This window comes from Sulfurospirillum sp. HTRB-L1, from assembly GCF_059415125.1.
The window spans coordinates 24,031-36,631 of sequence record NZ_JCAHZR010000008.1; the positions used below are offsets into that span (position 1 = coordinate 24,031).

At 39.8% G+C, this 12,601-nt stretch carries 13 protein-coding genes; 7 read left to right on the forward strand and 6 right to left on the reverse strand.

The annotated features are described in order from the left end of the window. Positions 1-23: 23 nt before the first annotated feature. On the forward strand, positions 24-2,441 hold the full coding sequence (locus AC5SLM_RS12005) for a heavy metal translocating P-type ATPase (protein WP_495251202.1): 2,418 nt from the start codon (positions 24-26) through the stop codon (positions 2,439-2,441). Next, entirely contained in the window at positions 2,438-2,671 is a 234-nt protein-coding gene (ccoS, locus tag AC5SLM_RS12010; RefSeq protein WP_495251203.1) for a cbb3-type cytochrome oxidase assembly protein CcoS, read from the forward strand. The genes AC5SLM_RS12005 and ccoS overlap by 4 nt, the downstream gene beginning before the upstream one ends. A 4-nt stretch (positions 2,672-2,675) precedes the next feature. On the opposite strand, the gene AC5SLM_RS12015 is transcribed toward ccoS, so the two are convergent. Beyond that, entirely contained in the window at positions 2,676-2,975 is a 300-nt protein-coding gene (locus AC5SLM_RS12015) for a c-type cytochrome (RefSeq protein ID WP_495251204.1), read from the reverse strand. Positions 2,976-3,100: 125 nt separating this feature from the next. Between AC5SLM_RS12015 and gmhB the strand changes: the two genes are divergently transcribed. From gmhB to AC5SLM_RS12040, 5 genes are all read left to right on the forward strand, one after another. Then, complete coding sequence (gmhB, locus tag AC5SLM_RS12020) at positions 3,101-3,601, forward strand: D-glycero-beta-D-manno-heptose 1,7-bisphosphate 7-phosphatase (RefSeq protein ID WP_495251205.1); 501 nt, start codon at positions 3,101-3,103, stop codon at positions 3,599-3,601. A gap of 74 nt (positions 3,602-3,675) precedes the next feature. Continuing rightward, on the forward strand, positions 3,676-4,671 hold the full coding sequence (gene waaC, locus AC5SLM_RS12025; protein ID WP_495251206.1) for a lipopolysaccharide heptosyltransferase I: 996 nt from the start codon (positions 3,676-3,678) through the stop codon (positions 4,669-4,671). After that, on the forward strand, positions 4,664-5,554 hold the full coding sequence (locus AC5SLM_RS12030; protein ID WP_495251207.1) for a lipid A biosynthesis lauroyl acyltransferase: 891 nt from the start codon (positions 4,664-4,666) through the stop codon (positions 5,552-5,554). The genes waaC and AC5SLM_RS12030 overlap by 8 nt, the downstream gene beginning before the upstream one ends. Continuing rightward, complete coding sequence (locus AC5SLM_RS12035; RefSeq protein ID WP_495251208.1) at positions 5,484-6,614, forward strand: glycosyltransferase family 4 protein; 1,131 nt, start codon at positions 5,484-5,486, stop codon at positions 6,612-6,614. Before AC5SLM_RS12030 ends, AC5SLM_RS12035 begins: the two co-directional genes overlap by 71 nt. Beyond that, on the forward strand, positions 6,605-7,423 hold the full coding sequence (locus AC5SLM_RS12040; RefSeq protein WP_495251209.1) for a glycosyltransferase: 819 nt from the start codon (positions 6,605-6,607) through the stop codon (positions 7,421-7,423). Before AC5SLM_RS12035 ends, AC5SLM_RS12040 begins: the two co-directional genes overlap by 10 nt. Before the next feature lie 143 nt (positions 7,424-7,566). Here the strand turns inward: AC5SLM_RS12040 and AC5SLM_RS12045 are convergent, their stop codons facing one another. The 5 genes from AC5SLM_RS12045 to AC5SLM_RS12065 form a co-directional block, all read right to left on the reverse strand. Then, a complete protein-coding gene (locus tag AC5SLM_RS12045) occupies positions 7,567-8,847 on the reverse strand; it encodes an O-antigen ligase family protein (protein ID WP_495251210.1) in 1,281 nt (426 codons plus the stop codon). Next, complete coding sequence (locus AC5SLM_RS12050; RefSeq protein ID WP_495251211.1) at positions 8,847-9,749, reverse strand: hypothetical protein; 903 nt, start codon at positions 9,747-9,749, stop codon at positions 8,847-8,849. Before AC5SLM_RS12050 ends, AC5SLM_RS12045 begins: the two co-directional genes overlap by 1 nt. Beyond that, positions 9,746-10,297 carry an acyltransferase gene (locus AC5SLM_RS12055; protein ID WP_495251212.1) on the reverse strand — a complete coding sequence of 184 codons (552 nt, stop codon included), beginning with the start codon at positions 10,295-10,297 and terminating at the stop codon, positions 9,746-9,748. Before AC5SLM_RS12055 ends, AC5SLM_RS12050 begins: the two co-directional genes overlap by 4 nt. After that, entirely contained in the window at positions 10,297-11,370 is a 1,074-nt protein-coding gene (locus AC5SLM_RS12060) for a DegT/DnrJ/EryC1/StrS family aminotransferase (RefSeq protein ID WP_495251213.1), read from the reverse strand. Before AC5SLM_RS12060 ends, AC5SLM_RS12055 begins: the two co-directional genes overlap by 1 nt. 180 nt (positions 11,371-11,550) lie before the next feature. Further along, positions 11,551-12,471 (reverse strand): glycosyltransferase family 2 protein, encoded by a 921-nt coding sequence (locus AC5SLM_RS12065; RefSeq protein ID WP_495251214.1) that lies wholly within the window; start codon positions 12,469-12,471, stop codon positions 11,551-11,553. Positions 12,472-12,601: the final 130 nt, after the last annotated feature.

A 12,601-nucleotide genomic window follows, 5' to 3' on the forward strand; every position in this document is an offset into this window, starting at 1 on the left:
AATTTACATGTAAAGATTAAACCATGCCCAAACGCCGATGTGACCACTGCCAGCTGTTGTACGATGAAGCGGTATTGCTTTGCGATGAAACCTTTGGGGAGCCACGCTTTTTTTGTTGCAAGGGATGCCAAGGGGTGTTTCACTTGCTTCAAAGTGAAGGGCTTGAGAGTTTTTATGACAAGCTCGGTGGTCAAGCGATTGCTCCCCCTGAGGCACCGGTTTTTTCGGGGCTTGAAAAGTTTGATCTGGAGAAGTTTAAAGAGCGTTATATTAAGGTCAACGCTGAAGGATTTTGTGAGATTTCGCTCATTATCGAGGGGATTCATTGCGCGGCGTGCGTGTGGCTTAATGAAAAGGTGCTGTTTCAAAAAGAAGGGGTGTTGGAGGCTGGCATAAACGGTACAAGCCATAAGGCGAGGATTGTGTGGGACCCTGAAACCACGAGCCTTTCAAGCATCATCCAAACCATTCGTGCCATTGGGTATAACGCTCATCCTTATGATCCAAAACTCCAAGAAGAACATGCCAATGCGGCCAGACGCGAATACTACTCACGGCTTTTGGTGGGGGTTTTTGCCACGATGAATATCATGTGGATTGCCATCGCCCAATACGCGGGGTATTTTACAGGGATGCGGGGCGATATTAAAAGTGTGCTTAATTTTGCGGAGTTTGTGTTAGCAACGCCCGCGCTCTTTTACACGGGTTGGGTGTACTACCGTGGGGCGTATTATGGGTTTAAGCACGGGTATGTGAGCATGGACACGCTCATCGCCACGGGGGCGAGTTTGGCCTACGGGTTTTCACTGTACGCGATGTTTTCGGGAAATGGCGAGACTTATTTTGATTCGGTGACCATGATTGTGACCTTTGTGTTTTCGGGAAAATACCTCGAAGTGCTCACCAAAAAACGCGCGGTTGATACGTTGGATGCCATGATAGGCTCCTTGCCCACAGAGGTCATGGTGATTCGCGGCGAGGAAAAAATACTCTTACATGTAGAAGAGGTGCAAGCAGGTGATGTGATTGAGGTGCGCCCTGGTGAGAAGGTGGTGATTGATGGGGTGGTGCTTAGCGGTGAGGCGTCATTTGATGAATCAAGCCTCACAGGTGAGAGTGAACCGCGACTCAAGGGGCCAAAAGAGGCGATTTTAAGTGGGTCGATTTGCCTTGATAGCGTGGTGCGCTACGAGGCAAGTGCAACCCATCAAGGTTCCATTCTTTCCAAGATTGTGACCCTTTTGGAAGTGTCCATGACTAAAAAACCCCGCATCGAACAGCTTGCCAATAGCATTGCAGGCAAATTTTCGGTGGTGGTGTTAAGCATTGCGTTGCTCACCTTTGCGGGGTGGTTTGCCGCTTCGGGCTCTTTTGAGACAGCGCTAGTGGTGGCGATTTCGGTGATTGTGATTGCGTGCCCGTGCGCTTTGGGCTTGGCAACGCCCGTGGCTACCCTGGTGGGTCTTGGGGTGGGGGCGCAAAAAGGAGTGCTGTTTAAAGAGGCAAGTTTTTTGGAAAACATGGCCAAGAGTCGCGTGTTGTTGCTAGATAAAACAGGTACACTCACTCAGGGACGCCCCAAGGTGAAAGAGGCGTGGATAGACCCTGCGTGCGAAGTTGACGTGCTCTATGCCCTCCTTGGCACCTCGTCTCATCCGGTGAGCCAAGGGGTGCGGGAGTATTTGGAAGAACATACCTTAGCACTCAAAGAGGCAGCACTTTTGGACGTGGAAGTGGTGGAGGCCAAAGGGGTGCAAGCTAAGTGGAAAGAACACGCCATTGCAGGGGGGAGTGGACGGCTCATGGAGGAACTTGGGATTGCACATGAGCGGGTTGGGGCGACCCACTACCTGTTTAGTTGTGATGGAGTCGTGTTGGCGCGTTTTGCTTTGGAGGATACGCCAAAAAAAGAGGCGAAGGCAGTGTTGGCGCGCTTGCAAAAACTGGGTATTAGCGTGGAAATGCTCACGGGCGACAACGAAGTTGCCGCGTGGAAGGTGGCGCGCGAAGTAGGGATAACGCAGGTGCGCCACTCCTTATTTCCTCACGAAAAAGCCGCAGTAGTGGAGGAATACCAAGCCAAAGGTGTGCGCGTGGTGATGGCGGGGGATGGCATTAACGACACCTTGGCGCTTTCGCAAGCGGATATTGCTATTGCCATGGGTGAGGGGGCAGATGTGGCGGTGAGCGCTAGTGATGTGGTGTTGCTGAATGATTCTTTGAAAAGCCTTGAAGACGCGTTTTTGGTTTCACGCAAAACTTACCGAACCATCAAGCAAAACATTGGCTTTTCTCTTTTGTATAATGTCACTACAGTGCCTTTGGCGGTCTTGGGGTTTGTGAATCCGATGATTGCGGCGATTTCTATGTCGTTAAGTTCGCTAGTGGTGATTGGAAATGCGATGCGTATTCGCACCATGCTAAAAAAAGGAAAATTATGAGCGGTGGATTGGTGATGATGATGGTAAGTGTGTCGATTTTTTTAGGCGCAATCGCGTTGTTGGCGTTGCTTTGGGGGTTGAAAACGGGGCAATTTGACGACCAGAGCAAGTTTATCAACGGGGTGCAATTTGACGGTGAAGATGCGTTGCGAGACGCGGTGATGATGGAGCAAAAGAAAAAAGAGGCGCAGGAGAGAAGAAAAAACCCGGGCGAAAAAACGCCCGAGTAGGGGGTTATTTTCCAAGTCCTTCAACATACTTGGCAACCGCTTCGATGTCCGCGTCGCTTAGGTTGGCAACTTGGCCTTTCATGAGGTTTTTCATAGGGCCGCCGTAGGTGCCGTCTTTGTAGCCTTTGAGTGCTGCGATTTGTTTGTCCGCTGGCCAGCCTGCAATCACTTCTGATTTGCCCAAGGCTTTTGTTTTGGCATCGGCTCCATGACAGGAGATACATTTTTTGTAAACAGCCGCGCCATCAGCAGCCACCAAAGAAGAAACACCTGCGAATAAAAGTGCGAAAGCAATTTTTTTCATTCACCACTCCAGTTAATAAAAATTTTCCTGTATTATAGTTAAGTTGGCTTTGTGCGAGCTTATTGCATCACTTTAGCTTGCTAGGGTATAATCCCTTCATTGCCTTACATGTAAAGGAAATTGACGTGAAAAAAGCACTGTTTTTGGACCGTGATGGGGTCATTAATGAAGACAAGGGGTATGTCTCGCGCATTGAGGATTTTACCTTTTGTGCGAGGGTTTTTGAGGCCTTGCGCACCTTTGAGGCGCGGGGATATTTGCTCATCATTGTGACGAATCAATCAGGCATCGGGCGGGGGTATTACACCCAAGAAGCTTACGAAACATTAACCGCATGGATGCTTGAGGAGTTTCAAAAAAATGGCGTCACCATTGCCAAGGTGTACCACTGTCCCCATGCGCCAGAAGTGGGATGCGCGTGCCGCAAGCCGCGTCCTGGCATGCTAGAAGAGGCTATCGAAGAGTTTGGCATCGACCCTGCGCGCTCGTGGATGGTGGGCGATAAGCTTAGTGACATGGAAGCGGGCAAAAATGCAGGGGTTGAAAAATGCTTGCTGGTGGGGTTAAAAAGTGAAGGATGCCCCAGTGTCGAGTCGCTGTATGAGGCGCTTGGGGTGATTGATTAACATCTTTTTTTGTTTGGGTTTTGTAAAATAAAGGCTTTTGAAACCCTCAAAGCTTACATATAAAGAAGATATTTATGAAAATTGCTCTAGTGAAGCTTTCTGCCCTTGGTGATATTGTGCATGCGAGTATTGTCTTGCAAATTATGCATGCCCATTTTCCTGATGTGCAGGTTGATTGGGTGGTGGAGGAGCGGTTTGCACCTTTGCTAGAAGGCCACCCACTTTTGCGCCAAGTACATGCTGTGTCACTTAAAAAAGCCAAAGGTTCTGTGAAAAACGCATGGCAGCAATGGCAGGTTTTGCGAGCACTAAAAAGAGAAAACTACGACATGGTGATTGATTTGCAGGGATTGATTAAATCCGCCGTGGTGAGCAGGGTGCTTGGCGGTAGATGCGTGGCTGGATTTTCGGGGCGTTCGACTCGGGAGTGGCCCGCGAGTTTGTTGTATGACGTTCGTGCAGTGGTGGCCTATGAGGAAAATGTGATTGTGCGCAATGTAAAGCTCGTGTGTGCGGCACTGAAGTTTCCCTTTGACAGACGTGCTATTGAGAGCAAAATCCCTTGCCTTTTCTCAAAATCCTCTTTACATGTAACGTTTGAGCAAACGCGCCCCAATGTGCTACTTGTGCTAGGGTCAAGTTGGCCCAGCAAGGTTTATCCTGAAGAAAAAATGGCCCTTGTTGCGCAGGGCTTAGGGGACGCTTTGGTGTGGCTGTGCTGGGGAAGTGCGACGGAGGAAAAAATTGCCCAGTGGATTGCCACACGCACCCAAGCCAAGGTTTTGCCCAAACTTTCCTTGCCTGAGCTTGTAGCTTTGGTAGAACAATGTGCTTTAGTGATTGGGCCAGATAGCGGGCCTACGCACGTAGCTTGGGCGCAAAATCGCCCTAGTATTACCCTGTTTGGGCCTACGCCAAGCGCGCGCAATACCTACACAACGCCGGTTAATGTGACAATAGATTGCGGTAAGAAAATTGATGCAAAACGCTTAAATAAACACGAAATGTGTATTGAGACGATTGCGCCTGAGGCCATTGTGGCCAGGGCAAAGGAATTGCTAAATGGATAAGATGTATGTGATGCTTTTTTATGGGTTTAGGGCACTGGTGCGTTGGGTGCCCTTTGGGGTGCTAAAACCCTTGTTGTACGCCTTGGCGGATGGTGTAAGGTGGGTGAATAAAAAGCATCGGCGCATCATTCGTATCAATTTGGATTTGGCCTATGGGCAAAGTATGGATGCGGCTGAAAAAGAGCGGATTTTAAAGGCGTGCTACCGCAATCTTGCGCTCAACGGGGCAGATTTTATTCGCAATCAAAACAGTACTAAAGAAGAGATTTTAACCAAAGTCACCTTTGTCAACGAGGGCATTTTAGATGAGGCGCTTGCCCAAGGAAGAACTCTGGTGTTTCAGACAGCACATTATGGAAATTGGGAGTTGGTGTCTTTGGCCTTGGCGGCAAAATACGGGCCACTGAGTGGCATCGGGCGCCCTTTGGACTCTCCTGCAATGAATGAAATTGTGCGTTTTAATAGGGAGCAGTTGGATATCGAGATTATCGACAAGCATGGGGCGATGCGCCCTATGCTAAAAGCAGCCAAAGCAGGGAGAAACTTGGGATTGCTTGTGGACCAAAGCACAGGAGCTAGAGAGGGAGTATTGGTGGATTTTTTTGGAAAAAAAGTGCGTCACACGCCAGCGGCTAGTATCGTTGCAAGGCGTGTTGATGGGCTTATCGTGCCTGTGTTTATGACAACAACTGACCATCAACATTTTACCCTTACTTTTTACCCACCTATTGAAGTGGCTAGGACTGAGGATATGGAAAAAGATATTTTGAAAGCCACCCAAGCCCAAGCGCGTGTTACCGAGGAGGCTATTCGTGCTAAGCCTGATGAGTGGTTTTGGTTTCATCGCCGATGGAAGTGCGAGCATGCCCATGCCTACATGTAAAACAAAAATATGTATCTTGGAAGTGTGTCTTTCTCCTGATCTTGGGGGTTTGGAGCTTTATGCATTGCGTTGCGCAAAGCACTTTAGAGCCAGTATGGTTATAGCAAAAGATTCAAAGCTAGCAGGATATCTTGAGGAAGAAGACTTAAAATATGAGAAAATTGGCAGAAAAAACCCTTTTGCATTAGCTAAAATCATCGATACATGTAAAGCAGATGTTTTACATGTACACTGGACAAAAGACCTTCCTGTGGCTGTTTTTGCAAAGATTTTATCCCCTCAAAGGCCAAAGATTGTGCAAACAAGACACATGCATATGACACGGTTTAAGAATGATTTTTACCATCGGTTTTTATACCGAAACGTAGATGGCATCATCGGTGTGACACGTCTTGTGTGCGAGCAGATTGAGAAGTTTGTGCCAAAGGCAGTGCGACCCAAGGTGTTTGCTTCTTATGTTGGCGTGGCGACTCCACCTGTGCTTGAGCTGCCAGAGCGCTTGAAGTTGCGGAAAGAGTACGGCCTTGAAAGAGCATTTGTGGTTGGCATCTTTGGGCGTATTGAGCCAGCAAAGGGGCAGCATATAGTGCTAGAGGCAGTAGAGTACTTGCGTCAAAAAGGGCAAGCTATTGCAACCCTTGTGGTGGGTTTGGCGATGGATAAAAATTATGAAAAAAGCCTGCATGAGCGCTTTGGGAAGGATGTGTTTGTGGGGTTTAGCAATCAGGTTTCCAAACTGATGCAAGGGTGTGATTGCGTGGTGCTTGCAACAGAAAAAGAGACTTTTGGGCTTGTACTCATAGAAGCCATGCAAGCGGGCGTGTGTGTGCTTGGAAGTAACAATGGGGGCCCAAGGGAAATCATCGAAGATGGAGTCAGCGGGATGTTGTTTAAACCCATGGATGCACAAGATTTGGCGGCAAAATTAGCTCTAGTGCTAGAGGATGAGGGGTTGCGTACTGCATTGGCACAACGGGGTCAAGAAAGAGCTAAAGAGCGGTTTGACGAAACGACGCAGTTTGAAGAAGTGAGGGCGGCATTGGAGGAACTATGCGTGTGAGTGTAATTGTGACTGTCTATAAAGACGTGGAGGCATTAAGGCTCATCATTGGGGCACTCAAAGGACAGACTTATAAAAACTTTGAAGTAGTCGTTGCTGAAGATGGAGAAAATGAAGCTATGGGTGCGTACGTGAAAAGCATTGAAGGGCTTGAGGTTAAACATACGACGCAAGAAGATTTGGGTGTTAGAAAAGCGAGAAGTCAAAACAATGCTGTGTTGGCAAGTGACGGTGAGTATTTGATTTTTATTGATGGAGATTGTGTTCCTTATAGCACATTTGTGGAGGGGCATGTGGCTTTGGCGGAGAAAAAGAAAGTGCTCTCAGGCAGAAGGGTGAATTTGCCAAAAAAACTCAGTGAAATGGTAAAAAATAAAAAAGTTTTATCCATAGATATAGAAAAAAAACCATGGAAGTATTGGTATCTTTTTTTTGACAAAGAAGCTAGATTTAAACAAGGAATAAGGCTCGATCCGAAGGGCACATTGTATAAAATCTTATCAACACGTAGCCCATGTGCCTCAATTTTAGGATGTAATTTTTCATGTTTTAAAAAAGATATGGTTGAGATTAACGGGTTTGATGAGAGCTATGGCGAAACTGCAATCCCTGATGATATGGATTTGGATTGGCGATTTAGAGCTAAAGGGTTAGCGCTTAAATCTTGTAAAAACAGTGCTAATATGTTCCATCTGTGGCACAAGATACACGACAGAGGGGATGCCACACCATTTTTAGCGATTATGAATCAAAGAAAAGTTAAAAACTCTTTTATATGCGATATCGGGCTAAATGCTCATGAGGCATAAAATAATTTTCTAAAGGGTGTTTTCAGTAAAAAATATATTTATCAAAGCAAGAAAAACTATAAAAAAGAAATTGAAGAATTTTTATACTCGATTAATGTCTGCTTAGCCATCATTGCTTACAAAAACTATTCTCACAAATATATTTATACACCATATTTCTCGTCTTGGTATAGTCTTAGTGTGATTCCCGAAAACAATATAAATAATTTATTCAATGGAGAAAAATAAATCATTCCTTGAGAAATAGCACTTATAAGCACCACAACAATCAATAAAACTTGAAGTGATTTTAGATCACGATTTTTTTGATTATATTTATACAATTGATAAAAAATATTTAAGAAAATAATTAATCCTATTAAGCCAAACTGCACACAAATATCTAAGTAATCGCTGTGTAAAGAAGAGCCTGTGCCTTGACTTAAGATGCTGATCATTGGCCTGTAGCTCTTTTTATTAGCTTCTTTAATTATGCTTTTTATATGCTCTATGTGATCTCCTGTCCCTAGTCCAAAAAATATATTATCTTTCATGCCTTTTATGGAATAAACATGAAATCCAAATCTTATGCCCTCAGATGTTGTGTAATTATTTTCACTAGCAATTTTTTCTATATGCTCAATAGCTTGATTTATTCTTTTTTGGAAATTTTGTATATTTGTATAAACTGTTAAGTATAGAATAAAAAGAATGGACAAGCTGATAAAAAGACTTTTTATTATATTTCTTTTAAAGAAAATATATACCATGGTTAATATGACTGATATTAGTAAAATATAACCTAGCCTAGAAGAGATTATCAATATGTTAAATGCAATTGTTATGATAAAAACAAACCCAATTATTTTTGCAGTATAGCCAGTATGGTGTCTTTTATTAAATAACCCATAAAGGAGTATGCCTAGAGAAAAAGCTAGAAAAGTAGCATAGAAGCCGTGATTTAGCATGAAAGGAACCGGATTTATTTTTGTTGCATTATTGAATGGTTCTATAATGCCAAAAAATATCAAATAAGAGCATATCTCACTGAAAAGCATTGATAAAACAAATGCTCCAATTATTTTTACAACAAAATTCTTTTTTACTATTAAAATAATAATGCCAATAGACAGAAAGTGCTTCATGCTAGATATCTTATCTTGAGCGTAATTAAAGTGTTCAGTTCCAATTAGCCAAATAATATGCATCAGTATAAAAGCAAAAATTGCCATTACAACTCTGTCTTTAAATAAAAATAAGAATTTATTTTTAAAATTACCATCTATAATAAAAAGCAAAATTACAATAGAAAATGCAATATTGCTAAGTTGTTTTGAGACTGGTAAGAAAAAAGTATATATTAACAGTAAGTAGTTTGCATATAAAACCGCATTACATTTAATATAGCTGTAAAAATCTTTAGTTTTGCTAGCAATTGATATCATTACAGATTTTCTTCTTTAAAATATTCTTGACACCGTTGTGCAAAATTTTCAACAGACCTTATATTTTCATTTTGTTGTTTTTCAATATATTCAAGCATTAGGTGTTTTGTTTGTATACCATACTCAATGTCATTAAGCCCATAAGCTAAACCATAAGTATCTTCAACTTTTGGGTGCCATTCTTTCTTGGTTACACCTTTATCAGGTATCACAATACTAATACAACCACAAAGTGAGGCATATATGGAATAGCATGTATATGTATCATATGAAATAAAATACTTTTTTTCATTAAAAATCTTCGCCAATTCTTCATGTGACATACCATCAGTCAGCAATGAATTTTTTTCATGGACAAACTGTTTATTTTTACCCTTTCTTATCATGTGACAACTTCCAATTCTATCATTAAAGTTAGTTTGTTTATAAATATCTGTCATGATATAAAAAATTGTTAAAAGATTATCTTTATAAATAGGAAAATCTTTAGTAGCAAATTTTTCACCAAAACCAACTATCATATCACTTAAAGCAAAATCAATTTTTCCGCTATGAAATCCAGGCTTATGTAATAACCATCTCACAACATTTTTTGCATTTAAGGGATTTCCCTCCACTACTTCAGGATATACAACAATGGTTTTTTCTAATTCCAGCTTTTTATGAACAACCGGTGTATTCCAATTTTTATTTACAGTAAAAGGTCTGTGAAGCTCTTTTTTGTAATATTTCAAAAACTGTCCTAGGCTTTTTAAAGATTTTTTAGAATTAAAAATAGGACGATAACTCGGCCATAAATATGCTTCATATCCTAAATCATTTAACATGTGACATAACATATGCAAAACAATCAAACCACCAGAATTTATGTCATACCTATGTGTATATATAATGAACTTCATTTAAACAAATTTCCAACTCTTTCATTTTTGGAAGTAGCTAAAAATATCTCATAATTTTTTAAAACTCCTTCCTTGTTTCTTTCTCCAACTTTTTTATTGCCTACATAGATACCCCAAGGTTCTAAATTTTTTGTAATGAGTGAATTTGCAGCCACTGTGACTCCTTCACCAATACTAACATTTGGTAAAATAGTACAATTTGTACCTATAATTGCAAATTTGCCAATTATTACTTTTCCAGTTTTAGCATTTCTAAATTTATTGTCGATAGTAGGATTTCCAAATCCCCAATCTTTAAAATCATCACTTCCTGTAATGACTCTACAACCTGAAGCCAGACCTGAAAATTCCTCCATAATTAACTCTCCTCCACCTGAAATAGAAGAAAAGCTTGCGATGTGCACAAAATCATCAATTTTAATTTTCTCTTTCGCATAAATAAGTACAAAATCATCAATAATAATATTTTGGCCAAACTCTATATTTTCCAATCCTATGATTTTTGTATATTCAAAAGTTTTAACATTTGGAATCCTATATTTATCCATTATAAATTTTCCTTTATGGTTTTAATAATTATCTCTTGAATACTTTTTTCCAGTTCTGCATAAATAGGCAAACAAAGTATTTTTTTTGAAATATCTCTTGATGTTTTACATTCTTGCTTTGGCTCAATATAAGACAAAGTATCAAGTGATGGATAAAAATACCTTCGTGGGAAGATATCTTTTTCATTTAATACTTTCTGTATTTTTAAAAGTTGCTCTTCAGTTTTAAAAACTACTGGAAAATAACTATAATTTTGAGTTGCATTTTTATTTTGCTTTTGAAATTGAACGAAACCCTTTAATTCTCTTGCGTAATTTTCTATTAAAACTTTTCTTTTTTCTTTAATCTCTTCAATATCATCAAGTATGCAAAGTCCCATTGCTGCTTCAAACTCATTCATTTTAGCATTTGTGCCAAGTTCTGGTATCTCTTCCATATTTTTAATGCCAAAATTTATAAGATATCTTGCTTTTTGAACAAGTTCATCATCATTGATGATTAAGGCACCACCTTCAATACTATGAAAAAGCTTAGTAGCATGAAAGCTGAGGGTTGATATGTTTCCATGGTTTAATACACTTTGATTTTTATACTTCACATCAAAAGCATGAGCCGCATCATAAATTACTTTTAGATTATGTTTATTTGCTATTTTTTCAATATCCTCTACCTCACAAGCATTTCCAAATACATGCACGGGAAGAATTGCTGATGTGTTTGGAGTGATCAACTTTTCTATATTTTTTGGGTCAAGATTCAATGAATTTCGGTCAATATCTGCAAATATCGGTAAAAGCTGATTTGTTACAAGTGAGCTTGTAGTCGCCACAAAACTAAAAGGTGTCGTTATTACAAAACCTTTTAGTCCAAGAGTCCTGTAGGCTATTTCAAGAGCCACTGTACCATTTGAAACCAATACAATATTTTTTACACCAAGATACTCGGCAAGTCTTTTTTCAAGTCTTTGAAGAAGCGGACCATTGTTGGTGATCCAACCATTTTCATAGATTTCATCAATATATTTTTTATATTTTTCTTTGTTTGGTAAGTATGTTTTTGTTACATTAATCATGTTTTAACAACACCATTATTGCAAAAAAATTTGTTTATAGCTTGATTCGAGATTATAATTTTTCTATTGACCAACCCCTGAACTCCTCCAAATTTTTTAGAGTGATATAGATGCAATATGAAGAAAAATGCAACTGTGATTCTTGTGAAATATTTTATCGACGAGTATAATAATATGCTCTTATTTGGCGTCACATATTATCCTTTGTGAATGCCTTAGGCTATGTTTTGTTGAGAATTTTCTTAATGCAGATAAAAACATTTTTAAATCATCCTTGCCTCTAAAGCAACGCCTAAACAGCTTGACATACAATGCTATAAGCAAAATTGATCTAGAAAATAATGAAAAGTGTTTATTTAGCAATATATTGTATGAAATATAGTACTCCAGTTTTATTTGAAAACATTTTTGTGTGCTACCGCCAGACTTATGATAGATTTTTGCTTGGGGTAAAACAACTATTTTATAACCATGATTTAGTGCTCTTTTGCATATATCTTCTTCTTCGCAGTATAAAAAAAATGTAGTATCAAATCCGCCAATTTCACAAAATATATCAGCTCTAAAAAACATACAAGATCCGCTTACTACCTCCACTGATGTAGCACTAGTTAGTGTCTGTTTATTGCTGGGCATGTTTTTTAGCTTTCTTGCTATGTTATTTCCGAGCAATTCTTTTATTATGGATGGGAAAAGTTTATGCGTTGATGACGAATTGTTATTGGTATCAATGATGGAAGCAGTTAGTATGGCTATTTTATTATTTTTACCAGCATAATCCATTATTATGCTTGCGGTATCGTTTATAAATATGCAATCATTGTTTATAAAAAAATAATAATTACCAGATGCATAGTTTACCCCCAGCATATTACCAGATGCAAATCCGCTGTTGACTCTGTTTCTTATTATTATGACTTCTATATTTTTTAGTTTGTCTTTTAGATTTTTAAAATCATCTACGCTTGAGGCATTGTCAATAATAATAATTTCATATTTTATATCTTTTGAGGTTTGTTTAATTATGCTATCAACTAAAGATATTGTTAGATTCGATGAGTTGTAATTTATGGTGATGAATGATATGTCAATATTCGTCATATGAAAGGAACCATTTTATAAAGTTTACCACCGAATGACTCTTTTATGCAAGCAATAGTTTTGTTTTTGCTTGTTATTTTGAAAAATATGTTTTTGTGTTTTGATAAAAATATAAACATATTAAAGTTGA